The sequence below is a fragment of the Thioalkalivibrio sp. ALE14 genome, assembly GCF_000376845.1.
GTDB lineage: Bacteria > Pseudomonadota > Gammaproteobacteria > Ectothiorhodospirales > Ectothiorhodospiraceae > Thioalkalivibrio.
Genome location: NZ_AQXY01000021.1, coordinates 48,953 through 72,101, shown reverse-complemented (window position 1 = coordinate 72,101; position 23,149 = coordinate 48,953). Strand labels below are relative to the sequence as shown.

General features: G+C 64.8%; 23 protein-coding genes. 22 read left to right on the top strand and 1 reads right to left on the bottom strand.

From position 1 onward, the window contains the following. Positions 1 to 16 precede the first annotated feature (16 nt). The 19 genes from F572_RS0103190 (at position 17) to F572_RS0103100 (ending at position 17,474) form a co-directional block, all read left to right on the top strand. Positions 17 to 1,045: an FAD-dependent oxidoreductase gene (locus F572_RS0103190; RefSeq protein WP_017941143.1), complete on the top strand. Its 1,029-nt coding sequence runs from the start codon at positions 17 to 19 to the stop codon at positions 1,043 to 1,045. Next, positions 984 to 1,856 (top strand): hypothetical protein, encoded by an 873-nt coding sequence (locus F572_RS0103185; protein WP_017941144.1) that lies wholly within the window; start codon positions 984 to 986, stop codon positions 1,854 to 1,856. Before F572_RS0103190 ends, F572_RS0103185 begins: the two co-directional genes overlap by 62 nt. Before the next feature lie 49 nt (positions 1,857 to 1,905). Then, on the top strand, positions 1,906 to 2,622 hold the full coding sequence (locus tag F572_RS0103180; RefSeq protein WP_017941145.1) for a 4Fe-4S dicluster domain-containing protein: 717 nt from the start codon (positions 1,906 to 1,908) through the stop codon (positions 2,620 to 2,622). After that, positions 2,615 to 3,526, top strand: a complete 912-nt coding sequence (locus F572_RS0103175; RefSeq protein ID WP_017941146.1) for a CoB--CoM heterodisulfide reductase iron-sulfur subunit B family protein — start codon at positions 2,615 to 2,617, stop codon at positions 3,524 to 3,526. Before F572_RS0103180 ends, F572_RS0103175 begins: the two co-directional genes overlap by 8 nt. Positions 3,527 to 3,636: 110 nt before the next feature. Further along, positions 3,637 to 4,083 (top strand): glycine cleavage system protein H, encoded by a 447-nt coding sequence (locus F572_RS0103170; RefSeq protein WP_017941147.1) that lies wholly within the window; start codon positions 3,637 to 3,639, stop codon positions 4,081 to 4,083. Between the two features lie 8 nt (positions 4,084 to 4,091). Beyond that, positions 4,092 to 4,499 (top strand): DsrE family protein, encoded by a 408-nt coding sequence (locus tag F572_RS0103165; RefSeq protein ID WP_026142925.1) that lies wholly within the window; start codon positions 4,092 to 4,094, stop codon positions 4,497 to 4,499. Between the two features lie 36 nt (positions 4,500 to 4,535). Continuing rightward, positions 4,536 to 4,973 carry a glycine cleavage system protein H gene (locus tag F572_RS0103160; protein WP_081601999.1) on the top strand — a complete coding sequence of 146 codons (438 nt, stop codon included), beginning with the start codon at positions 4,536 to 4,538 and terminating at the stop codon, positions 4,971 to 4,973. A gap of 105 nt (positions 4,974 to 5,078) precedes the next feature. Further along, the gene (locus F572_RS0103155; protein ID WP_017941150.1) at positions 5,079 to 6,260 is read left to right on the top strand and encodes a radical SAM protein; all 1,182 of its coding nucleotides are present in this window, start codon (positions 5,079 to 5,081) and stop codon (positions 6,258 to 6,260) included. Then, on the top strand, positions 6,253 to 7,347 hold the full coding sequence (locus F572_RS0103150; RefSeq protein ID WP_017941151.1) for a biotin/lipoate A/B protein ligase family protein: 1,095 nt from the start codon (positions 6,253 to 6,255) through the stop codon (positions 7,345 to 7,347). The genes F572_RS0103155 and F572_RS0103150 overlap by 8 nt, the downstream gene beginning before the upstream one ends. 22 nt (positions 7,348 to 7,369) lie before the next feature. Then, entirely contained in the window at positions 7,370 to 8,452 is a 1,083-nt protein-coding gene (locus F572_RS0103145) for an NAD(P)/FAD-dependent oxidoreductase (protein WP_017941152.1), read from the top strand. A 54-nt stretch (positions 8,453 to 8,506) separates the two neighbouring features. Next, positions 8,507 to 9,679 (top strand): radical SAM protein, encoded by a 1,173-nt coding sequence (locus tag F572_RS0103140; RefSeq protein ID WP_017941153.1) that lies wholly within the window; start codon positions 8,507 to 8,509, stop codon positions 9,677 to 9,679. A 284-nt stretch (positions 9,680 to 9,963) separates the two neighbouring features. Beyond that, positions 9,964 to 11,229: an OmpP1/FadL family transporter gene (locus F572_RS0103135; RefSeq protein WP_017941154.1), complete on the top strand. Its 1,266-nt coding sequence runs from the start codon at positions 9,964 to 9,966 to the stop codon at positions 11,227 to 11,229. Positions 11,230 to 11,435: 206 nt separating this feature from the next. Beyond that, on the top strand, positions 11,436 to 12,389 hold the full coding sequence (locus tag F572_RS0103130) for a hypothetical protein (RefSeq protein WP_026142926.1): 954 nt from the start codon (positions 11,436 to 11,438) through the stop codon (positions 12,387 to 12,389). Between the two features lie 154 nt (positions 12,390 to 12,543). Continuing rightward, positions 12,544 to 12,972, top strand: a complete 429-nt coding sequence (locus F572_RS0103125; RefSeq protein ID WP_017941156.1) for a hypothetical protein — start codon at positions 12,544 to 12,546, stop codon at positions 12,970 to 12,972. A gap of 3 nt (positions 12,973 to 12,975) precedes the next feature. Beyond that, on the top strand, positions 12,976 to 14,019 hold the full coding sequence (locus F572_RS0103120; protein ID WP_017941157.1) for a lipoate--protein ligase family protein: 1,044 nt from the start codon (positions 12,976 to 12,978) through the stop codon (positions 14,017 to 14,019). A 46-nt stretch (positions 14,020 to 14,065) separates the two neighbouring features. Then, positions 14,066 to 14,449, top strand: a complete 384-nt coding sequence (locus F572_RS0103115; RefSeq protein ID WP_017941158.1) for a hypothetical protein — start codon at positions 14,066 to 14,068, stop codon at positions 14,447 to 14,449. Positions 14,450 to 14,502: 53 nt separating this feature from the next. Next, positions 14,503 to 15,708 carry a glycine betaine/L-proline ABC transporter ATP-binding protein gene (locus F572_RS0103110; protein ID WP_017941159.1) on the top strand — a complete coding sequence of 402 codons (1,206 nt, stop codon included), beginning with the start codon at positions 14,503 to 14,505 and terminating at the stop codon, positions 15,706 to 15,708. Between the two features lies 1 nt (position 15,709). Then, on the top strand, positions 15,710 to 16,552 hold the full coding sequence (locus tag F572_RS0103105; protein WP_017941160.1) for a proline/glycine betaine ABC transporter permease: 843 nt from the start codon (positions 15,710 to 15,712) through the stop codon (positions 16,550 to 16,552). A 52-nt stretch (positions 16,553 to 16,604) separates the two neighbouring features. Further along, on the top strand, positions 16,605 to 17,474 hold the full coding sequence (locus F572_RS0103100; protein ID WP_017941161.1) for a glycine betaine ABC transporter substrate-binding protein: 870 nt from the start codon (positions 16,605 to 16,607) through the stop codon (positions 17,472 to 17,474). A gap of 476 nt (positions 17,475 to 17,950) precedes the next feature. Here the strand turns inward: F572_RS0103100 and F572_RS0103090 are convergent, their stop codons facing one another. Continuing rightward, positions 17,951 to 18,268 (bottom strand): hypothetical protein, encoded by a 318-nt coding sequence (locus F572_RS0103090; protein ID WP_017941163.1) that lies wholly within the window; start codon positions 18,266 to 18,268, stop codon positions 17,951 to 17,953. A 219-nt stretch (positions 18,269 to 18,487) separates the two neighbouring features. Here F572_RS0103090 and F572_RS0103085 point away from each other — a divergent pair, with 219 nt between their 5' ends. Genes F572_RS0103085 through F572_RS0103075 form a run of 3 tightly spaced genes read left to right on the top strand, consistent with a single transcriptional unit; the run spans position 18,488 to position 23,111 of the window. Next, positions 18,488 to 19,348: a CbbQ/NirQ/NorQ/GpvN family protein gene (locus F572_RS0103085; RefSeq protein ID WP_017941164.1), complete on the top strand. Its 861-nt coding sequence runs from the start codon at positions 18,488 to 18,490 to the stop codon at positions 19,346 to 19,348. After that, positions 19,345 to 21,900: a nitric oxide reductase activation protein NorD gene (locus tag F572_RS0103080; RefSeq protein ID WP_017941165.1), complete on the top strand. Its 2,556-nt coding sequence runs from the start codon at positions 19,345 to 19,347 to the stop codon at positions 21,898 to 21,900. The genes F572_RS0103085 and F572_RS0103080 overlap by 4 nt, the downstream gene beginning before the upstream one ends. After that, positions 21,897 to 23,111 (top strand): acetoin utilization protein AcuC, encoded by a 1,215-nt coding sequence (locus tag F572_RS0103075; protein ID WP_017941166.1) that lies wholly within the window; start codon positions 21,897 to 21,899, stop codon positions 23,109 to 23,111. Before F572_RS0103080 ends, F572_RS0103075 begins: the two co-directional genes overlap by 4 nt. Positions 23,112 to 23,149 lie beyond the last annotated feature (38 nt).

The following is a 23,149-nucleotide window of genomic DNA, read 5'->3' as shown; positions in this document are numbered from 1 at the left end:
AGATACCGTTCTAGTAGTGGGTGGTGGCCCGGCCGGTCTGGCCGCCGCCGCGAATGTGAATTCCGCTGGTTACAAGGCGGTGGTGGTCGAGAAGGAAGACGTCCTGGGCGGTGCCCCGATCCTCTCGGGTTACGCCAAGCTGGTGCCTTCCGGCGAGTGGGCGAAGGACGCCATCGGCCGCATGGTCAAGCGCGTCGAAGACGATGCCAACTCCACCGTGCACAAGGGTGCCAAGGTCGAGAAGCTGGATGGCGAAGCCGGCAACTTCACCGCGACCCTGACCAACGGCGAATTGGTCCAGGCCGGTGCCGTTGTGCTGGCCACCGGTTTCACCCATTTTGACTCCATCAACAAGCCGGAGTGGGGCTTCGGGACGTACGAAGACGTCCTGACCACCACCCAGATGGAGCAGATGGTCGCCAGCGGCAAGATCGCCTGCCCGTCCGACGGCCGTGTGCCCGAGCGGGTCTGCATCCTGCTGTGCGTCGGTTCCCGTGACCGCCAGATCGGCCGCGAGTGGTGCTCCAAGATCTGCTGCACCGTGTCCGCCAACCTGGCGATGGAGATCAAGGAGATCTCGCCGGAAACCGATGTGTTCATCTACTACATGGACATCCGGACCTTCGGCCTGTACGAAGACAAGTTCTACTGGAAGTCCCAGGAAGAGTTCAAAACCAAGTTCGTCAAGGCCCGTATCGCGGAAGTGACCGCGTCCGGCGACGGTCGTCTGCTGGTCAAGGGTGAGGACACCCTGGTCAAGCGCCCGATCGTGATCCCGTTCGACATCGTCGTGCATGCCATCGGCATGGATCCGAATGCCGACAATCCCGAGATCTCGCAGGTGTTCGGCGTGGGTCTCGAGAAGCACGGCTTCCTGGAGCGCGCCGAGCAGTACACCAACACCTGTGGCACCACCCGCAAGGGGATCTACTCCTGCGGTGCGGCCTATGGTCCCGAGACGATCGATGACTCGATCGCCCAGGGTGCCGCCGCTGGTGGCCGCGCGGTTGCGGATCTGCATGCGCTGGTTCAGAAAGCCGGCTGAGGTCGTCAGCGACGAAGCGGCTGCGGGGCTTGCCCCGGAGCCGCTCGAGGTCAGCTTCGACAAGGAGATCCTGGCGACGAAGCTATCCAGCCTCCGCGAGGCCATCGCCGAAGCGGGCGGGGTCGATGGGCTGGAGACTTTCATCGAGGCGCTGCGATCCAAGCACGAAGTGTTCGCGGCGATTGTCGCCAAGGGCGACGAGATCGATGCCGAGGATGTTCGCACCCTGGGCGGGCTGGTGTTCTCGGTGCGTCGCAAGCTCGGGTCATTGATGGCCGAGCGCCAGGGGGCCCTGGTCGACGGCGTGCGGGGCCTGGCTCGCCCGGACATGGATGTCAACGAACGCCTGGCGGCCTTTGCGGACCTGGCGGCCGATGACAAAAAGCTGCGTCGGGCGATCTGGGACTTCGGTGCCGAGATCCTGCACTTCGCGGATCCGGAGGCGATGCCACTTGCGTGCCGCTGGGTCTGGGATACGTCGACCACGACCGGGGCGTTGCGGGAGTTCATCCGCGGGAACGACACGCTCCGGTCCATCCCGATCGGGGACTCGGTCGGGGCCATCGAGGGCGCACGACGCTGGTTTTACGACGCGCTCGCCGAAGAGGGCTTCTACCGCGACCTGCCGTTCGTGACGGACTTGGTCTGGGTGCAGGCCTATTCGGATTACGCCCGGGCCCTGTCGATGAGTCTCGGGATGATCGACAACCAGTTCGGGGCCAAGCAGGACCCGCTGGAGCTGGCCGTGAAGATGCTGGGGATCGATTCCCCGGAAGGTCGCCTGAAAGGAACCGATGCGTCGCTGCATTGAATAACGGAACGAACTTGAGCCTGGCTACACAGGTTTTCGGAGAGACGTCATGGCAATACATGAAAAGGCACTGATCGAAGACGAACGACTCCAGCAGCACGACGAGCTGGTGGTCGACGGGGTGGATGTGTCCGGGCACTGGAACACCATGATCGCCCCGCGCACGGTTCGCGACTACGACGACGACTTCGAGGCGAAGATTCAGAGCTTTGCGGGGGGCGAGAACGTCCACCGCTGCTGGCAGTGTGGTTCCTGCACGAACTCCTGCACGATGTATGCGCAGAACGTGCAGTTCAATCCGCGCTACTGGATCTACCTGACCCGTCTGGGCATGAAGGAAGAGCTGGTCAAGGACAAGGACATCATCTGGCAGTGCGTGTCCTGCAACAAGTGCACGAACATCTGCCCGAAGGACGTGAAGCCCGAAGGCGTGATGAAGGCGCTGGCGCACTGGATGGAAGAGGAAGGGATCACCGAGAAGGCCCCGTCCACGCACTTCGACGAAGAGTTCGCCGATCAGATCTACAAGACCGGCCGCATCGAAGACGGCAAGGTCATGCAGAACTTCTTCAAGAAGACAGGTCAGCCGCTGCTGCAGGAATGGCTGAAGGTTTTCGTCTTCCGCATGATGAAGCACCTGCCCGTGAAGCACCTGATGACGATGGGCTTCAACACGATTCATACGCCGCGCACCAAGTCCTGGGGCAAGACCGGGGACGTACTGAAGAACTACGTGCGCGAACAGAAGGAGGCCGCTCATGGCTAAGGTTGCTTACTATCCGGGTTGCGCGCTCGAGGGCTCCGGTGGCCCGTATGACCGCTCCACCCGCGTGCTGGTCAAGGCGCTGGGTCTCGAGATGGAGAACCTGCGCGACTGGAACTGCTGTGGCGCGATGGAGGTGAAGAACGTTCATCCCATGCTTCAGACCTACCTGTCGGCGCGGAACATGGCGATCGCCTCCGAGCAGATGGGCATGGATACCGTGATGGCGCCGTGCAATGGCTGCTACCACAACCTCAAGAAGGCCGAGTACGAGACTGCCACCTCCGAGGACGCGATGAATACCGTCCAGGACCTGGCGCGCAAGTCGGACGATCCGGTCTACAGCGGCGACGTGCGTACCCTGCACCTGCTCGAATGGCTGATGGAAGAACTCGGCCCGGAAGGCATCAAGCAGAAGATGACCAAGAGCCTGAACGGCATCAAGGTCGCCAACTACTACGGCTGCATGTACACCCGTCCGCGCCAGATCTTCCCCGAGAAGGACAACGGCCCGGGTTCCGAGTCGAGCTACCAGCCGCACTTCATGGATGACCTGCTGGGCGCCGCGGGCGCGGTCAACGTGGAATACCCGCTGAAGACCTCCTGCTGTGGCGGTGCGCATACGCTGTCGGATTCCGACACCTCGACCCAGCTGGTGCTGAACCTGCTGCAGTCGGCGGAGGACTCCGGGGCGGAAGTGATCGCCACCGAATGCCCGACCTGCCACTCCGGTCTGGAGATGCACCAGGTACGGGCCGAGACCGAGTTCGGTATCAAGACCGACGTCAAGGTGCTGTACTTCACGCAGCTGCTGGGTCTGGCCATGGGCCTGTCCCCGCGCAAGCTGGGCATTCACGAAAACGTGAGTGACTCGATCGGCCTGCTGAAGGAGAAGGGGGTCATCTGACCCCTGGCTCCATGCCCTGCATGGCCCATCGATAAGTTCAGAAGACGGGCGCCTGGCGCCCGTTTTTTGTGGAGGCACGGGTCCGCTCGGTCCCGGGAACGAGGCGAAACATGGATTGCAACGGCTGCGAGTTTCACCCTGAACTGTTCTACGACGACGAGTTCCAGATCTGGTTGCGCCGCGAGGACGACGGCACCCTGACGGTCGGGATGACGGATTTGTCGCAGACCATTGCGGGCAAGATCATCCATGTGCGTGTGCGACGCCCGGGTACCCGGCGCCCGCCGGGCAAGCCCGTCGCCACCATCGAGAGCGGCAAGTGGGCGGGCCCGATCCCGAATTTCATCGACTGCAAGATCGTCGAGGGGAATGACGAGGTCCTGGAGAACCCGGTGCTGCTGAACTCCGATCCCTACAACGCCTGGATTGCCCGGGTGGAGCCGACCAACGGCGTGGAAGCCGCGCTGGAGGAATTCCTGACCGGGGACAAGGCGGAAGAGGGCTACTGCAAGCGGGCCAAGGATGACGACATCCAGTGCCAGCGCAAACTTCGGTGAGCGATACGATGGCGGATCTCGACGACGACTATTACCTGGACAACGACGAGCAGCTGGTTGTGATCATCATGACCTCGGGCCCGTCGACGCCGGGGCGCTGTGCCACGCCGTTCTATCTCGGTTCCGTGATGGCGTCCATGGATGTGGACGTGTACATCTTCTTTACGATGGAAGGTGTGCGCCTGATGGAGAAGGGTGTGGCAGACGATCTGCGGGCCATGGAGGACGGCAAGCTGATCAAGGATTTTATCCAGGACGCAAAACGCGCCGGAGTGCGGCTGCACGTTTGCCAGCCCGCGCTGCCGGGGTATAGAATCGACGCGTCTTCGGATCTCATCGACGAAGTCGATGCAGTCAATCGGGCGAGCGAGCTAGCCGACCTGATTCTACGCAGTGATAAAACGATAACGTTTTAATTTTCCCGCTTTATTTGAATATTCCTGGAGGAAGACATGGGTGCAGTTCGGGGTTGTGATATTCCGGAAGATCTGATGTACAACGTTGAAAACAACGTTTGGGTGCGCAAGGAAGGCGACGGTACCGCCACGGTCGGCCTGACTTCCTACGCCTGTTCGCTGGCGGGCACGATTGTGTCCTACACCCCGAAGAAGGTCGGCAAGACGGTCAAGAAGGACAAGTCCTGCACCACCGTCGAATCCGGCAAGTGGGTGGGCCCGGCGAAGACCCCGGTCACCGGTGAAGTCACCGAGACCAACGACAAGGTTGCGGCGAACCCGGGCCTGATCAACGAAGATCCCTACGGCGAAGGCTGGCTGATCAAGCTGAAGCCGGAAGACTGGGACGGCGAAATCGGCGATCTGAAGACCGGCTCCGATGCCTTGGCGGCCTTCGAGGCCAAGATGGAAGCGGACGGTTTCGGCGGCTGCTGATCCCGGTTCCGGTCCGGGCCGCCGTTCCTTTGAGGTCGGCGGCCCCTTTTTTTCGGTAATACCCGAGTAAAACCTTCAAGAAATTCGCCGACCCGGAGAATGCCCATGATGAGCTGGAATGATGTGATCCAGCGGGTAGAGCCCCTCGAGGATGTCCCTGTCGATCCGTCGCTGGTTGATGACCTCCAGCATAGCCTGCGACACGCCGGGGACCCGGGTTCGGTGCACTTCTATACCCCGACCTTCAAGTCCTACCAGTCCAGCGAGATTGCCGATTGTGGCAAGAGTGCCTGGCCGGCGATGTCGATCACCGGCGGCGACTGCAAGCTGGCCTGCGATCATTGCAAGGCCAAGATCCTGGAACCGATGATCCCCGTCCGCACCCCGGAGGATCTCTGGCGCCAGGTGAACGGCGTGATCGAGTCGGGTGCCCAGGGGATGCTGCTGACCGGCGGCTCGAACCACCGAAACGAGGTGGAGTACGACCCCTATTACTCGACGATCCGTCGCATCAAGGACGAGTTCCCCGAGTTCCGGATCGCGATGCACACCGCGCTGGTGGACGACGACATTGCGCTGTCGATGGAGCAGGCCGGGATCGATGCGGCCATGATGGACGTGATCGGCGCTCAGGATACGATCACGCAGGTCTATCACCTCCGCCGCAGTGTCGACGACTTCGAGCGAACCCTCGAGAGCCTGGTGAACACCAACATGAAGGTCGTCCCGCATATCGTGATCGGTCTGCATTACGGCAAGCTCCTGGGTGAGTGGAATGCGCTGGAGATGCTGGCGCGGCATCTGCCGGATGCGGTGGTGCTGGTGGTGGTGATGCCGTTCTACGCTCCGGCCAGCCGGCCGTTCGAAACCCCCGACGTGCACGCGGTCGGTCGCTTCTTCCACGACGCCCGCGAGCGGCTGGGGGATACGTCGTTGCTGCTGGGTTGTGCGCGTCCGCCGGGCGAGGCCAAGAGCCAGATCGACAGCTACGCCGTAATGGCGGGGCTTTCGGGGATTGCGCATCCGGCCGAGGGTGTCGTTGAACTGGCGGCCCGTCTGGGCAAGAAGGTGCGGGTAACGCCGGCCTGCTGCTCCATCGCCGTCGGGGACGAGGTCATGGCCGAGGATGCCGGCGCCGGGAGCGGTGTCGAGCTGGATCTCGATACCATCGTGGCCGAGGAGACCCGTCGCCGCGAGCAGGAACGCAAGGCGCGCCAGGGCCTGGGCGGCATTCGCATCGTGACCGAGGGCGGCGAGGTGGCGGCCGGGGGCGGCTGTCATGCCTGAACGCGATCAAGAGACCCTGCGTATCCTCGATACCGGGCTGCGTCCGGCGGCCGAGAACATGGCCTTCAACCGCTCGCTGCTGGAGTGTCACCAGGAAGGCGTTTCGCCGCATACCCTGCGCTTCCTGCAGTTCGAGCCCTGCGCGCTGGTGGGCTTTCACCAGAACGTCGACCAGGAGATCAACACCGAGTACTGCAAGGAGCACGGGATCGCGATCCAGCGGCGCATTACCGGCGGCGGTGCGATCTATTTCGATGCCACGCAGCTCGGCTGGGAGCTGTACCTGGACAAGCGCTTCCTCGGCACGGCGGACATGGGCCAGATCGCCGCCCGCATCTGCAACGCGGCGGCCGCGGGCATGCGCTCGCTGGGCGTGGACGCGCAGTTCCGCCCGCGTAACGACATCGAGGTCGATGGCCGCAAGATCTCCGGTACCGGCGGCGCCTTCGATGGCGAATCGATCATGTACCAGGGCACGCTGCTGATCGAGTTCGATGTCGAGGACATGCTGCGCATTCTGCGTATCCCGGCCGAGAAGCTCTCCAACAAGGCGATCGAATCCGCCCGCGACCGCGTGGTGAACCTCGCCACGCTGCTGGACGACATGCCCGCACTGGACGTAGTGAAGGACGCCATCGCGCGTGCCTTCGCCGAGGAGTTCGGTGTCCGCACCGAGGCCGCGGACCTGTTGCCGGAAGAACGCGAGGCATTCGACGAGGCGCTGGCCGAGATCGATACCGAGGAGTGGGTCTACCAGCGCAACCGCCCGGCGACCGATGCCCCGATGTTCGAGAGCATCTTCAAGTCCGACGGCGGCCTGATGCGCGTGGGTGTGGCGCTGGATCCCGAACGCAAGCGCCTCAAGCAGCTCTGGATTACCGGCGATATCTTCGTGAAACCGGCCCGTACCATCGCGGATCTCGAAGCCGCGCTGCGTGATACACCGCAGGCCGAGATGGAAGATCGTGTCCGCGCCTTTTTCGCCGAGCGCGATGTCGAGATGCTGCAGCTGACGGCGGATGATTTCATCGCCGCCATCCAGTCCGCCCTGGCGCAGGCCGAGGTCGACGAGGCCGCCGCGCAATGATCCTCGTCCGGAGTCATCGCTGATGCTGCCGGGCAGGGTGGATGTGCTGGTGGTGGGGCTGGGGCCCGGCGGCGCCTCCGCCGCGCGTGTGTGCGCCGCAGCCGGGTTGTCGGTGCTCGCGGTGGAGCGCAACAAGGCCTTCGGCGAGCCGGTGCAGTGCGCCGAGTTTATCCCCAACCCGATGGGTGCCTACGCGAAGCCCGAGGGCGTGCTGCTGCAGCGCATTGACTCCATGCAGAGTTTTCTGCCGTCCGGCGCCGTGGAGCATTCCGACTTCCCTGGCCTCATGGTGGATCGCGGTGAGTTCGACCGCGCCATTATCCGCGCGGCCGAGGCGAACGGGGCGCAGCTGGTCACCTCCACGCCGCTGGTGGCAGTGGACGCCGAGAGCCACGTCGCCCGGGTGAAGCATCAGGGGCAGGAGCAGGAGGTCGAGTATCGCGTGCTGATCGCCGCCGACGGCCCGCATTCTCCGGTGGCCGAGTCGCTGGGGCTGCCGGCCCTCCCGACGGTGCAGACCCGTCAGTACACCGTACCGCTGAAAAAGGCCTACACCGCCACCGACGTCTGGCTGTCCGACGACTACCCGGGTGGCTACGCCTGGCTGTTCCCCAAGGGCGAATGGGCCAACCTCGGCCTGGGTGCGGACAAACGCATCGCCGGTGATCTGAAGGAGCCTCTCGAGTCGCTGCACGGCCAGCTGGTGGAGCAGGGCCTGCTGGGCGAGGAGATCCGTTACCGCACCGGCGGGGCGATCCCGGTCGGCGGACTGCGCGACTCGCTGGTGGCGGGCGACGTGCTGTTTGTCGGCGACGCCGCCGGCCTGACCCACCCGATCACCGGGGCGGGGATCGCCGCAGCCGTGGTGTCGGGCGAGGCTGCGGGCGAGGCCGCGAGTGGCCACCTGGAAGGCGACGACGAGGCCTTCGCCGACTATGACGAGGAGATGCGCGACCAGTACGGGCCGGCGCTGGACCGAGCCTGCGAGCGGCGTGCCTTTCTCAACGAACACTGGCGAACCCCGCGGGCGCAGGAAGATGCCACCCAGCGCCGCGGATGGATTGCATTTTCCGAGTATTTCAACGATGGTGACCGGGCCGCGTAATCGGCCCCGGTCGACGGATGCCTGGCATCCCCGAGACAACGCTGGAGGAACCCCATGAGTGCAAGTGCAGAGGAGATGGTCGCGCCGATCAACTTTTACCGGCCCGACTATCACATCAAGACCCCGGACATGCGTTCGCCGGAGTACGTGCAGATGTCCACCGCGGCCGCGATCACGCTGGGCCTGGTGCCGGGCACCATGCATCGCACGTCCTGCACGCACTGCCTGAACCTCCTGGTGACCTATCCGGAAGGCTGCCGCGCCAACTGCTCCTACTGCGGCCTGGCCCGCCATCGTGAGGAATCGCGCGACTACGCCGATCGCAACTTCATCCGCGTCGACTGGCCCACGGCCAAGTACGACGAGGTGATCGAACGCGTGAAGAACCACGCCGACGCCGGCCAGTTCGAGCGCATGTGTATCTCCATGATCACGCACCCGAACTCCGATGCCGACACCGTCGAGTTGCTGGAGCGCTGGGTCGCCGAGGTCAATCATATCCCGGTGTCGATCCTGTCGAACCCGACTACCATGAGCTATGAAGACCTCCAGCTCCTGCGCGACAAGGGTGCGGACATCTTCACCGTCGCACTGGACGCGGTGACCCCGGAGATCTTCGAGCGCACCCGCGGCAAATCGGTGGAGAGCCCGCACACCTGGGACAAGTATTGGCAGTCCATCGAGTGGGCCGCCGAGATCTTCGGTCCCGAGAAGTTCGGCGCGCACCTGATCTGCGGCATGGGCGAGACCGAGGAAGAGATCCTGCAGGTCTGCCAGCGCATCCGTGACCTGGGTGGCCACAACCACATGTTTGCCTTCTTCCCGGAAGAGGGCTCGCTGATGGAAGACTGGAACCCGGTCCCGCGTGACCAGTGGCGCCGCGTGCAGCTGGGTCGCTTCGTCATCGACTATGCCGGTGGCCGCATCGACGACATGAAGTTCAATGCCGACGGCCAGGTGGTGGACTTCGGTCTGCCGCAGTCCGAGGTCGAGGAGCTGATCGCCTCCGGCAAGCCGTTCCAGACCTCCGGCTGCCCCGGCAAGTCGGACGAGGAAGTCTCGGCCTGCAACCGCCCGTACGGCGATTCCAGCCCGACCGACATCCTGTCCTTCCCGTTTGCGCTGAACTCGACCGATGTCGGGTTCGTCCAGCGGCAGATGGCCGGGGAGGATGTCGGGACCTTCGACTTCGACGCCGACGAGGCGGAAGACGAGAAGACAGCCTGAAATTGATAGTGGTAGTATCCAGCGAAAGCCCCGGCACCCCCGGGGCTTTCGCACGTTAGGGGGTCAATAAGGTTTTTTGAATATTCAGGTTTCGAGCAGGGTTATCAAGGCCATTCGTGTGAGTGCCCTTGAACACTCCTGCCGAAAAACTCGCGGCACGGTCGGTCACCGTGGCGCGGGCCGTGGGAACACCACCAAGACCGGACCGGCGGCGATACAAGGGGGCCGCGCGGAACCGGGGTGTTCGTACAAGACAACAAGAAGACCACCAAAGGAGATACAAAATGGAAGCACGCATTATTCGCCGCAGCCTGGTGACGATCGCGGTCGGCCTGGCCATGGGCTCCGCCGGCGTCGCCCACGCCACCAACGGTTACTTCGCCCACGGTTACGGCACCAAGGCCAAGGGCATGGGGGGCGTCGGCATGGCGATCTCCCAGGACGCCTACGCCCCGGGCATCAACCCCGCCGGCATCGCCGGCATGGAAAGCCGTATCGACGGTTCCCTCGCCTACTTCCGCCCCGAACGTTCCGTGACCTTCGAGAACCAGATGGGGTCGATGACGGTTGATTCCGGCAGTGAAGACTTCTTCATTCCCTCGTTCGGCTACGTGCAGCAGATTGATAGCAACCGTTCTTGGGGTATCGCACTGCTGGGCAACGGTGGCATGAATACCGATTATCCCGGCTACATGACCGGTGATTCGAACTGTGACCAAGGGGGAGGCGGGATCTTCTGCGGAGGGCCGGCTGGTGTGGACCTGGAGCAGTTGGCGATTATTCCGACCTACGCTCAGCAATCGGCGAACGGCGGTTTCAGCGTCGGCTTTAGTCCGATTATCAGTTACCAGCGTTTCAGCGCGAAGGGGTTGGGCGCGTTTCAGGGGATGAGCAGCGACCCCGAGAACCTCACTAACAATGGCACTGATACCACTTGGGGGTACGGGGCGCAGATCGGTTTCCAGGCTGAACTTGCCGAGTCCGTGACCTTGGGCGGGAGTTACCGAACCAAAATCCGGAACAGTGAATTTGATGACTACAGCGGGCTCTTTGCAGACGGAGGGAGCTTCGACATCCCATCGACCCTGGGTCTGGGTATTGCCGTTGACGTGACGCCGAGCATTACGGTTTCCGCCGATTACACGCGTATCAATTATTCCGAGATTGATTCGATCTCCAACCCGAGCATGACCGGTATGCCCTTCGGCGCCGAAGGTGGCCCCGGTTTCGGCTGGCGCGACATCGGGGTATTCAAGCTTGGTGCCCAGTTCGAAACGGCCAACGACTGGACTTGGCGTGTGGGCTACAACCGGGGACAGAACCCGATCCATGCACGTGACGTAACGCTCAATATCCTGGCGCCGGCCGTGATGGAAGATCACTTCACCGCCGGATTCACCAAGGCATTCGGCCAGCATGAGCTGAATTTCGCGGCCATGTATGCACCGAGCAAGAGTGTATCCGGTGCGCATATGATGCAGCAGGGAACGGACGTGAAGATCGAGATGGAGCAGTACGAGCTCGAGATCGGGTACGCGTACCGGTTCTGATGGGGAGGTCCGGGGCGGTCGCCTGACCGCCGCGGGCTTCGGTATTGCGCGTCCGGGAGGGGCGCGCCGGTCTTGAGGGGAAGGCCGGATCCGCCAAGGAGGGCGGGTGATTCTGAAGTTCGTGACGCACCGGGGGGTGCGTTCCGGGCCCTTTTTCCTGCCGAGCGTTCCGCTCGAACTTATTAGAGAATTCAAAGGAGGATGCCATGCGAGCAATCCACGCATTGCGCCGGAGTGTCCGTGCCGTCGGCATGTTCGCGGCGGTTGCGCTGTTCGCGGCGAGCCAGACCGTGGCGGCGGACAACTACCGTCCGTTCGTGCTGGCCTACACTGAAGCGGGGACGGATGTCTCCGCCGAGGCCGCCAGTGTGCGGGAACGCCTGGAGGAAGCAGATTTCCGGTTCCTGGGCGAGTACCCGGTCAGTGACGACCGGCATGTGGTCGTGGTCACCCACGATGACCTGCTGTCCGTCGCCGGTTCCGAGGAGCGCGGCGGGTATATCGCCCCGATCCGGGTGGCCGTTACGGCGGTCGATGGCGAGCTTCAGGTGAGCTACAACAACCTGGAGTATTTCCGTCACGCCTATCGTCTGGACCGTCCGGTAACGGGCGTCGCCAGCCGTCTGGCCAGCACCCTGGGTGCCGAGCGGGAGTTCGGTTCCGAAGACGGGATGAGCGACCGCGACCTGAATCGCTATCGCTACACCTTCGGCATGGAGCGCTTCGATGCGCCCTACGAGCTGGCCAGTCATGGCAACCGGAGGGGCGCGTTGAGCGAGCTGGACAGCAACCTGGGCAACCGGGTCGCGGGGGTCAGCGAGATCTACCGGGTGGATATTCCGGGCCAGGACGTGACCGTGATCGGTGTGGCCGTGCGCGAGTCCGACGGGGCGGCCCAGGACTCGGCCGATCTGCACCAGCTTGGCATCGTGGACGTGGGCGAGTTCCGCCATACCGCGACGGTGCCGATCGAGATCCTGGTCCGCGGCGGCGAGGTCGAGGCCCTGCACATGCGTTTCCGCAAGGCCCTGCACTTCCCGGATCTGCGCATGCTGGGTGACAACAGCTTCATGCGGCTGCGCAGCTCGCCCGGCGCCCTGGAGGAGACCCTGAAGGAAGTCGCGGGTTACGAAGAAGAGGATACCGGTTTCCAGTGGTAAGACCGTTGGAGACCGCCTGCGCCATGGAATGGCGCAAGGGGGTGCGGAATTCCCGTGTGCCCCACTCAAGAACCCCGGTCTGCCGGGGTTTTTTTACGTTCGCGGCAGGCAGTTGTTTTATGCTCCCGCAACACTCGCGGCAGGATGCACATCCATGAAATCGATGAAGATCGCCAACATTGGCGAGATCCGTAACGAACTCAACAAGTACAAGAAGGGCAAGAAGCTCGATATCCACCAGTTTAACCAGGTGGCGCGTCTGGCCTGGCTGGGCAAGATCGTGATGCAGCCCCTGGATCTTGAGGATCCCGACTGCAAGTCCTTCCTGGTCTACATCCAGGAGCCGGAGGAGCTGGCCGCGCACTTCCTCGACACCGATCAGGAACTGACCGGCGGCATCCACATCATCGATGGCGAGCAGGCCATGGCCATGGTCGAGATCATGCGCAGCGGGGTTGAGGAGCGCGCCAAGCTGTACGAGGACCTCTCGCGCAGTGACTTCTATTTCCGTTACTTCTATCAGCCCGGTGAGGAGGACAAGGCCGACGACCCCGGCGCCGGGCAGGGCAAGACCGAGGGCTGACACTTGGTCGCATCCACGGTAACCCCGGAGTGGATCGACGCCGGGGCCCGGTCCGCCGAAGAACTCCACGCGCTTTACACGGGTCTGGCGGCCTCCACCGCACCGGACGCGCCGCCGCGCCTGTTGTGGGCGCACGCGCACGAGCCGCATATCTCGGTCGGGGCCAGCCAGGATGCCGGGACCGATCTCGACCTGGCGGCCTGCGCCGAGCAAGGGGTGCCCGTGGTACGCCGCCCCCTGGGGGGCGGTTCGGTCTGGGTGGATGCCGACCAGGCCTGCTTTTTCCTGATCCAGCCGCGCCATGTCCTCGCGCGGGGCCATCGGCACCTGTTCGCCATGGGCCTCGGGATCGCGATGGATGTCCTGCGCGAACTCGGGCTGGAAGGCGTTGAGGCCCGGGGGCAGGACGTCTGGGTGCAGGGGCGCAAGATCATGGGCACCGGCGCGGCAACGCTGGACGAGGGCTGCGTCTTCGGCGCTAGCTTCCTGCGGCATTTCCCGGTCGAGCGCTTTCTGGCCTGCGTGCACGCGCCCAGCGAGGGTTACCGCGACTGGCTGCGTCCGGCCCTGGAGACGGGCATGACCGACTGCGCCCGCCAGTGCCTGCACCCCCCGGAGCCCGCGCAGGTGGAGGCAGCACTGCGGGCGGTCCTGGAACGTCGTTTCGGGGGTCCCGTGCGTGCCGTCGATCCGGATCCGGAGACGATCGAGCAATGGCTGACCGTCGGGCTCGAGGAACTGGAGGACCTGGCCGACGGGCAGGGTTCGCCGTCCGTGCGCGACGGCATCCGCGTGAATCGCGACAACCATGTGTTCGAGACCCGCGGGGCTTGCGGGCGCCTGCGGCTCCACGTGCAGGGCTCGCACATCGCGCGCATCTGGTGCGAGGATCCGGCGACCACGGCGATCCTCGAAGAACGGCTGGTGGGCGAGTCGCCGGAGCGCCTGCGCGTGCGCTCGCGGCTCAACGGCCAGCTTCAGCCCAATATGGTCGATGAGATCAGTGCCCGAATCGACGGGCTTTATCGCGGGATTGTGGCGGCCTGAACCGCCCGTTTCGCGCCCCACGACCCCCAAACGCCGGAGTCGCCTCATGTCCGAACCGACAATCGAGCGCCGCCTCGAGAAACGCCTGATCCTGATGACCCAGGATGCCGGGATGACCGAACGCCTGCAGGCCCAGTTACCGTCAGACTGGCAGTTGCACCGGGTCACCGATCTCGATGAACTTGGGCCATGGAACGAGATCCTGTTATACAGGTTCCTGTTGCTGGATCTGGACGAGATCGAGGTCTTCGACCCGCTCGACGTGATCCGTATGCTGCGCATGGAATACCAGATCAATCTTCCGGTATTCTGCTTTGGCGGCGATCAGGACATCCAGGACGAAATGCGCCTGGCCCGCGCCGACCGCTTCTTCGGGCGTGACGAGATGATCGACAAGCTGCCCGAATTCATTCGCCAGTACGACTGGTAGTCCGCTGCCAGCCGGGCTCGGCATCGCGACGTTACTGGCAGGGAGAGCGTGGCATGGAACCCATCATCCGGGTGCGCGATCTGTTCAAGGTGTTTGGTCCGAACCCCCAGGAGGGTCTGCGGCTGATCCAGGACGGGCTGGACAAGGACACCATCTTCGAGCGCACCGGCAACACGGTGGGCGTGAAGGACTGCAACCTGGATATCGCCGAGGGCGAGATCTTTGTGGTCATGGGCTTGTCCGGCTCGGGCAAGTCCACCCTGGTGCGCCTGCTCAACCGGCTGATCGAGCCCACTGCCGGCACCGTGGAGGTCCGCGGGCGCGATGTGACGCGGATGAACCAGCGCGAACTGATCCGGCTCCGCAGCGAGGACATGGCCATGGTGTTCCAGTCCTTCGCCCTGATGCCGCACAAGACTGTGATCGACAACGCCGCGTTCGGGCTGGAGATTGCCGGCGTCGGCCGCGCCCGGCGTCGTGAAAGGGCGCTGGAGGCGCTCGACCAAGTGGGTCTGAAGGCCCATGCCCGCAGTTACCCCGATGAACTCTCCGGCGGGATGCAGCAGCGCGTGGGTCTGGCGCGGGCGCTGGCGACTGATCCCTCCATCATGCTGATGGACGAGGCCTTCTCGGCGCTGGACCCGCTCATCCGCACCGAGATGCAGGATCGACTGCTGGACCTGCAGCACGAGCGCCGACGCACCGTGGTCTTTATCTCCCATGACCTGGACGAGGCCATCCGCATTGGCGATCGCATCGCCATCATGCAGGGCGGCGAAGTGGTGCAGGTGGGGACGCCAAAAGAGATCATTGTCGATCCGGCCAACGAATATGTTCGCTCGTTCTTCCACGGCGTGGACATCACCCAGGTATTTCAGGCCTGTGACATCATGGACAGCGAGAATATCCCGGTGCTGGATGCCGACACCACGGCCGGCGAGGCGCGCAACCGCATCGCCCATGTGCCGGGCAACGAGGCCGTGATTGTCGACGCCGAGGGCCGGTTCCGGTCGGTCGTCCAGGCCAAGCGCCTCGGCGAGCTGACCGTGGACCGCCCGGCAAGCGAGGTCGCGGTCGAGGTGGAGCCGGTCACCGAGGATGTGGCACTGGCGGATCTGCCGGGGCGCGCCGCGAAGAGCCCGGTGTCCATCCCGGTGGTGGACGCCGATGGGGCGTTCCGTGGGCTGGTGACTCTGCCGCGGCTGGTCGAGGCCCTGGACCGCAGCCGGAACGTGGCCGTCGCCAACGGAGATCACTGACATGGAAGACCGCATCAATATCCCCGTGGGCGACTGGATCGAGGCCGCAGTCGACTGGATCCTCGCCAATCTGGAACCGGCCCTGGATGGCATCGCCTGGTTCCTCGGGCTCCTGACCAACTCCTTCGAGGGCGCGCTGCTGGCGATCCCGGCCTGGCTGCTGGTGCTGGCCCTGGTGGGTCTGAGCTGGTGGCGGGTCAGCTGGCGTTTCGGCATCTTCGCCATTGTCGCGCTGGGCCTGATCCTCGGGATGGACCTGTGGGAACCCACCATCAAGACCCTGTCGCTGGTGCTGGCGGCCACGGCCGTGGCACTGGCGATTGGTATGCCGGTCGGGGTCGCGATGGCGCGCAGCGACTGGGTCGAGGCGTCGATTCGTCCGGTGCTGGACCTGATGCAGACCATGCCGCCGTTCGTCTACCTGATCCCGGCGGCGATCTTCTTCGGGCTGGGTACGGTGCCGGGCGCGATCGCCACGGTGGTTTTCTGCATGCCGCCGGTGGTGCGCCTGACCAACCTCGGCATTCGCCAGGTGAATCGAGAGCAGATCGAGGCCGGGCTGGCCTTCGGTTGCAATCGACGCCAGCTTCTGACCAAGATTCAGTTACCTCTGGCGATGCCGTCGATCATGGCGGGCATCAACCAGACCATCATGCTGGCACTCTCCATGGTGGTGATCGCGTCGATGATCGGTGCCGGCGGCCTCGGCAACACCGTGCTGACCGGTATCCAGCGGCTCGATGTCGGGTTGGGTTTCGAGGGCGGCCTGGGGGTCGTGATCCTCGCCATCCTGCTCGACCGGATCACTCAGAGCGTAGGGCTGCGGCGCAAGGCAAGCGGCTAGGGCCGTTCCGTGCGTCGCGCCATCCGTTTCACACGAAGGAAGGAGTAGCGCGATGAACAAGACACTGACCTCAACCCTTCTGGGCGGCGTCCTGGCCGCCTCCATGGGCCTCGCGACGGCCCAGGCCGACGATATCCAGATCGGCTGGACCGCGTGGTCCGATGCCGAGTTCGTGACCAAACTGGCCGAGCGCGTCATCGAGGACGAGATGGGCTATTCGGTCGAACTGATCCAGACCGACATTGCCCCGCAGTACCAGGGCCTCGCGTCCGGTGACATCGACATGATGCTGATGGCCTGGCTGCCAGGCACCCACGCGGACTACATGGACCGCGTCGGTCAGGACGTGGTGAATCTCGGTCCCCTGTATGGCAATGCCCGCCTCGGCTGGGTCGTGCCGGACTACGTGCCCGAGGATGAACTCGGCTCCATCGAAGACCTGAAGAAGGACTCCGTGCGTGACCAGCTGAATGGCCGCATCACCGGCATCGATCCGGGCGCGGGCCTGACCCGGCTGTCGGAAGAGGCCATCGAGACCTACGGGCTGGATGGCTACGACCTGCAGATCTCCTCCGGGGCGGGCATGACCTCCGCGCTGGATCGGGCGATCCGCCGCGATGAATGGATCGTGGTGACCGGCTGGAGCCCGCACTGGAAGTTCGGGGCCTACGACCTGCGCTACCTGGAGGACCCGGAAGGCGCTCTGGGCGGGTTCGAGCGTATCCACGCCCTGGCGCGTGAGGGCTTCGCCGAGGAGTACCACGACGTGGCGATGATGATCTCGCGCATGCACCTGGATCTGGAGGTGCTGGAAGACGCGATGTTCTACGCCCAGGAGAACTCCTACGAGGAGGCGGTGGACCGCTTTATCGAGGACAACCCGAAGTACGTGCAGTACTGGGTGACCGGCGTGATCGACTGATCACGGCAGGCATCCGTAACGCCCGAAAGCCCCGCTCCGGCGGGGCTTTCTTCGTCTGGGGGCCGTCTCCATTTTTCACCACGAAGCGCACGAAGATACGAAGAAGGGCAAGGGCGGTTGCACCCCGGAGGACACGGAGAGCACGGAGAAACCCGATTCGGGGACGCGCGACGGGTCGATCGGAACACGTTGTCGGCCTTCTCCGGTCACCATGACGTTCTCCCCCTCGTCATCCCGGAAACCCTGCAGCGGTTATCCGGGATCTCCACCGCTGGAGATAACCCGGACGTCAGGGGGCTCGCCCGGGAGATCCCGGCGCTCGGCTTCGCTGCGGCCGGGATTGCGAGGGGGCATGCGGTCGGGCAGACGAGAAGAGAGGTGTGGCTGGACCTGAAACGCGAAAGGCCCCGGGCAGGTTGCCGCGGGGCCTTTGAGTGACGCGCCCCGGAACCAAGCCGGGGTGGGTCGAGCCGGACTCAGCCGATCCAGGCGTGTTCCAGCACGTCGATGCGGATCTTCTCGTGGAAGGTCTCGCCGTTGCCCTCGATTACCAGGTCGCCAATGCGGGTGCCGGCGGTGTCGTAGCTGAACTTGCAGTCAAAGGTGCCCGGCAGGGACACACTGCCTTCGCACAGGGTCTCGCCTTCCACCGAGAACTTGCACTGGGCGGTGCCGGAACCATTGAGCGAGGCCTGAACCCGGAATTCCTCGTTGATCGGACGGCGGTACACCTCCGGGTCACGGTTCGGGTTGTACTGCAGATTGTTCAGCTTGACGAGTTTGACAAGTTTCATACCGGGTCCTCTATTGAAGCGCTGAATCCGAGTGACGGGCGCCTTCGCAAGCCCAACCCCGCAGTGATGGGGCATTTGGTTCATGCAAGTGCGCAGGTTCGATAGAATATAAACAGCAAATGATACAACAAAGCCTGCGCGAACACGATTGGCAGCCCGCCCAGCGCGCTGGAGGGTAACGCTACACCCGCGCATACACCAGTCCTGCCCGGAGATCCCATGAAGAACCTGATCAACCGCATCCGCGGTGTGGAACGCGACGTCATCGAAAAGCCGGGGGACGCGGGCGACGCCCCGTTCTACAAGCCCCAGGGCGACGAGATCGAGATCTTCCGGGCCGCCTACTCCAAACGCCTTCCGGTGATGCTCAAGGGACCGACAGGCTGCGGCAAGACCCGGTTCCTGGAGCATGTGGCCCACACCATTGGCCAGCCGCTGGTGACCGTGTCCTGCCACGAGGACCTGACCAGCTCCGATCTGGTCGGCCGTTTCCTGCTGGAGGGAGAGGAGACCGTCTGGCAGGACGGCCCGCTGACCCGTTCGGTCAAGGAAGGCGCGATCTGCTACCTCGACGAGATCGTCGAGGCGCGTACCGATACCACCGTGGTCATCCACCCGCTGACTGACCACCGCCGCCAGCTTCCGCTGGACAAGAAGGCGCAGATCATCGACGCGCACGAGGACTTCATGCTGGTGATCTCCTACAACCCCGGTTACCAGACCGTGCTGAAGGACCTGAAGCCGTCCACCAAGCAGCGTTTCGTCGGCATCCATTTCGACTACCCGGCGGAAGACGTCGAGCGCGAGATTGTGGCCAAGGAATCCGGTGGCCTCGACGCCGACCGCGTCGAGAAGCTTGTGGCCGCCGGGCGCAAGGCGCGTGCCCTCAAGGACCATGGCCTGGAAGAGGCCACTTCCACCCGCGCGCTCGCCTATGCCGGCGAGCTGATGCAGGCGGGCTTGAGCCCGCGTGTGGCCTGCCGCGCGGCGATGATCGCCCCGATCACCGATGACCCCGAGCTGATCCAGGCGCTGGAGGAGATCTTCGACGCCCACTTCCCCGAGTCCGCAGCGGCGTGAGCGACACCGCGACCAACGGCGGCGCGAAACCGGAGGCGGAAGAACTCGTCGAGATCGAGGAGATCCTCCAGCACCTGGAGGACATCAGCTTCGTTGCCCACCGCGACACGAAGGAGGCGCTGCCGGCGATCCGTCCGTTCGGCGCCACCATCGCGCGGCGCTGGATCGAGACCGCGCGTGACCTGTTCTTCCATGACCGCGAGTCCGGCAAGAGCTTCATGCGCCACTCGGCCCGGCTGGCCGAGCACATGCAGACGGTGGAGCTGTGGCTGGAGCAGGCCGCGCGCTTCCAGGAGTGGGTGAACTCGAACTACGCCCTGGAAGGCTTCATGGCCCAGGCCGATCGCGTGTACGACGCCTGGGGCGAGGCCGGCGAGCGCGAGTGGGCCGAGATCGGCCTGCGCTGGTGCGCGCGCAGCCTGCCGGATGCCCGGGCCTATTTCGAGACCGACTTCGAGAAGCTCGCCGGCGGGCGCGGGATCGAGGGCCTGCGCGCCCTGATCGAGCCGGCCGAGCAGCTGTTCGACGAGCGTGGCCTGACCCTGGATGCCTACCTCGAGGGTGCTCCGATCGCGCGCAACCTGGTCGGCGACGAGGGCCTGCTGTCCTGGGCCCGTCGCGGCGCGGACCTGCTGAAGGCCGGACGCTCGCGCGGCGAGGCGTACTTCCGCCTGGAGAGCGACGAGAGCCTCAAGCTCCTGCTGGAGGCGTTGCCGGGTTTTCGCCCGCGTATGAACGGGCGCTTCCTGCGCCTGGTGCTGATGGCCTGGCTGGATGCCGACATCCCGCTGGCCGATTCCAGCTGGAAGCCGGGCGAGGGCCGCCCGATGCTCGAGACCGATGGCCGGCGCCTGTTCATGCCGGCGGTGATGGATTCCCGAGAGGAGGCGATTGTCGCCACCCAGCATGCGGCCGCCCATCTCGCCTTCGACACCTATGCACAGAGCGATGTCGAGCGGCTGTTCGAGCGCGCGGGCGCCGAGCATCCACCGCTGGACGACAAGTCGCGTATCACCTGGCGTCCGCTGTTCGCCCCGTTCGAGGGACGCATGTTCCGCTTCCAGGTGCTGTTCGACCTGGCCGAGGACCTGCGCGTGAACGCGCGCCTGGCCCCGCGCATTCCGAACTTCCTGTCGCGCCTGGTGGAGCTGGCACAAGCCCACGAGCGCCCGGAGGGTGCCGCCGGCGTGTACTTCGATTTTGCGTTGAAGGCCCAGCAGGCCCTGCTGCGCGGCGAAGCACAGGACCCGCGTCTGGCACGTGTGCTGGAGCCGGATGCGGATGTTGTGACCGCCTGGGCCGTGGGCGAGGAACTGTTCGCCGACGAGGCCTTCCCGGAGATCACCATCGAGGAGCGCGCCGAGGCCTACCTCCCGGGGCTGTCGCTGAACCAGTCGCTGCCGGTCTACCCCCAGCGCAAGCGCGACGGCAGCCTGGCCGACTTCCGCGACCACGAGGCGCACGACGAACACAAGTTCGAGCACCAGAAGCAGGAAGAGCAGCCGCAGCAGGCCCCGGAGCAGGCGCAGAAGGATCCGGACGCCGACATCCAGACCCCGCAGCAGGAGACCTCCGGCACCGGCGGCCGCATCGGCACCGGCATCCCGCAGCCGGCCCAGGTGGCCAAGCGCGCCGCCCCCTACACACCGAAGAAGGACGGCATCCCGTATCCGGAATGGGACTACCGCGAGCAGCGCTACGTCTCCGACTGGGTCAACCTCTACGAACGCGTGTTTGACGACGAGGACCCGGAGCGGGCCGCAACCATCCTGTCCGAGAATGCCGACACCCTGAAGCGCCTGACCCGCGGCCTGGAGATGCAGCGCCCGATGCGCCTGGCGCCGCTCAGGAAACAACTGGACGGTGACGAGCTGGATACCGAGGCGGTGATCGACTACATCGCCGACAAGAAGGCGGGGCTGTCGCCGAAGGCCTTCATCTACCGCCGGCGTGCCGTGCAGCACCGTGATACCTCGGTGCTGATGCTGGCGGACATGTCCACCAGCATCATGGCGCGCCATCCGGGCGGGCAGGGCAAGATCGTCGACCGCGTGCGCGAGGGGATGATGTTGTTCGCCGAGGCGATCGCGAAGGTCGGCGACCCCTACGCGATCGCCGGGTTCGCCTCCAAGCAGCGCGACCAGGTCAACTACTACTGGCTGAAGGACTTCAACGAGGACCTGAACGACACTGTGCGCGGGCGCATCGCCGGGGTGTCCGGGCGTCTGGCATCACGCATGGGCGCGGGCATCCGCCATTCGCTGGAGGCGTTCCGGCGCAACTCCAGCCAGCGCCGTCTGCTGCTGATCCTGTCCGACGGTCGTCCGGCCGACTACGACGACGGCGGCGACCAGCGCTACCTGCACGAGGACACGCGCATGGCGATGAAGGAGGCGGTGGATGCCGGCGTACACCCCTTCTGCATCACCCTGGACCCGTCCGGCTCCGAGTACCTGCCGGCGATCTTCGGTCCCGGCCACTACACCATCATCGACCACGTGGACGAGCTGCCGCGCCGTCTGCCCGAGATCTACCTGAGGCTGCGCCAGTGAGTGCTACTCCCGAAGCGATCGACCCGGACGCCACGGTACAAGGGTCCGGGCGCGCCCCGGCCCGGCGCCACGCGACCCTGCTGCATGCGCCGCGCTATCGTGGGCACAGCTACGGTGACAATCATCCACTGGGTATCCCGCGTGTCTCGCTGACCATTGACCTGATCGAGGCCTATGACGCAATCACCCCCGGGGAGATGGCCGTCACCCGCCGTGCGCAGCCGGCCGAGCTCGAATGGTTCCACACTCGCGAGTATGTCTCCGCGATGCAGCGCGCCGAGGCGCTGGGCAAGGTGTTCCAGCGCTACCGCGACCGCCACAACATTGGCAACTTCGAAAACCCGTTCTTCGCCGGTTTCTTCGCCACCCCGGCCACCGCGACCTTCGGCTCCATCCAGGGCGCCGAGGTCGTGCTGGGCGGTCGGATGGCCTTCAATCCGGCCGGCGGCATGCACCACGCCGCACCCGACCAGGCACGCGGGTTCTGCTACTTCAACGACCCGGCGCTCGCGATCCTGCGCCTGCGCCAGGCCGGCCAGCGGGTGCTCTATCTCGATATCGACGCCCACCACGGCGACGGCGTCGAGGCCGCGTTCGTCGATGACGCGGATGTCCTCACCGTCTCCCTGCACATGGATACCGAATACGGCTATCCCTTCGAGGGCGGCCGCATCGAGGACACCGGCCCGCTCGGCAACGCGGTGAATGTGCCGCTGCCGAAGGAGACCAACGACACCGAATTCCGCGCCGCCTTCACCCGGGTCTGGGGTGCGGTGCGGGATCGCTGGCAGCCGGACGTGATCGTGGTCCAGGCCGGCACCGATGCCCTGCTGCCGGATCCGCTCGGCAAGTTCGGCATCTCCACCCAGTGCTTCCTCGCCTGCATCGACGACGTGATCGAAACCAGCCCGCGCCACGCCGATGGCACGCCGAAGCTCCTGGTCCTCGGCGGTGGCGGCTACCATCCGCTGGCGCTCGCCCGCTGCTGGACCGGCGTCTGGGCCCTGCTGACCGGGCGCGAACTCCCCGCCGAGATCCCCGCGACGGGCCAGGCCCTGCTGCGCGACGTCGATTGGGACATGGACGAGGAAGAGGAGTGGTACGACAACCTGTTCGTCTCCCGCCTCGACGCGAACCGTTCAGGCCCCGTACGCCCCGAACTGACCGAGTGTCTGGAGCGATTGTTCGGGACTCATCCGCTCCTGGGGTGAGGCGGGTTGGGGACGGCGGAGGAGTTGCCGCTCCCGTT

Bases quoted from the DNA above. Each gene is read 5' to 3' on its own strand.
- F572_RS0103180 (WP_017941145.1), top strand. From the start codon at position 1,906: ATGGCAATACATGAAAAGGCACTGATCGAAGACGAACGACTCCAGCAG.
- F572_RS0103175 (WP_017941146.1), top strand. From the start codon at position 2,615: ATGGCTAAGGTTGCTTACTATCCGGGTTGCGCGCTCGAGGGCTCCGGT.
- F572_RS0103170 (WP_017941147.1), top strand. From the start codon at position 3,637: ATGGATTGCAACGGCTGCGAGTTTCACCCTGAACTGTTCTACGACGAC.
- F572_RS0103165 (WP_026142925.1), top strand. From the start codon at position 4,092: ATGGCGGATCTCGACGACGACTATTACCTGGACAACGACGAGCAGCTG.
- F572_RS0103160 (WP_081601999.1), top strand. From the start codon at position 4,536: ATGGGTGCAGTTCGGGGTTGTGATATTCCGGAAGATCTGATGTACAAC.
- F572_RS0103155 (WP_017941150.1), top strand. From the start codon at position 5,079: ATGATGAGCTGGAATGATGTGATCCAGCGGGTAGAGCCCCTCGAGGAT.
- F572_RS0103150 (WP_017941151.1), top strand. From the start codon at position 6,253: ATGCCTGAACGCGATCAAGAGACCCTGCGTATCCTCGATACCGGGCTG.
- F572_RS0103145 (WP_017941152.1), top strand. From the start codon at position 7,370: ATGCTGCCGGGCAGGGTGGATGTGCTGGTGGTGGGGCTGGGGCCCGGC.
- F572_RS0103140 (WP_017941153.1), top strand. From the start codon at position 8,507: ATGAGTGCAAGTGCAGAGGAGATGGTCGCGCCGATCAACTTTTACCGG.
- F572_RS0103135 (WP_017941154.1), top strand. From the start codon at position 9,964: ATGGAAGCACGCATTATTCGCCGCAGCCTGGTGACGATCGCGGTCGGC.
- F572_RS0103130 (WP_026142926.1), top strand. From the start codon at position 11,436: ATGCGAGCAATCCACGCATTGCGCCGGAGTGTCCGTGCCGTCGGCATG.
- F572_RS0103125 (WP_017941156.1), top strand. From the start codon at position 12,544: ATGAAATCGATGAAGATCGCCAACATTGGCGAGATCCGTAACGAACTC.
- F572_RS0103115 (WP_017941158.1), top strand. From the start codon at position 14,066: ATGTCCGAACCGACAATCGAGCGCCGCCTCGAGAAACGCCTGATCCTG.
- F572_RS0103110 (WP_017941159.1), top strand. From the start codon at position 14,503: ATGGAACCCATCATCCGGGTGCGCGATCTGTTCAAGGTGTTTGGTCCG.
- F572_RS0103105 (WP_017941160.1), top strand. From the start codon at position 15,710: ATGGAAGACCGCATCAATATCCCCGTGGGCGACTGGATCGAGGCCGCA.
- F572_RS0103100 (WP_017941161.1), top strand. From the start codon at position 16,605: ATGAACAAGACACTGACCTCAACCCTTCTGGGCGGCGTCCTGGCCGCC.
- F572_RS0103090 (WP_017941163.1), bottom strand. From the start codon at position 18,268: ATGAAACTTGTCAAACTCGTCAAGCTGAACAATCTGCAGTACAACCCG.
- F572_RS0103085 (WP_017941164.1), top strand. From the start codon at position 18,488: ATGAAGAACCTGATCAACCGCATCCGCGGTGTGGAACGCGACGTCATC.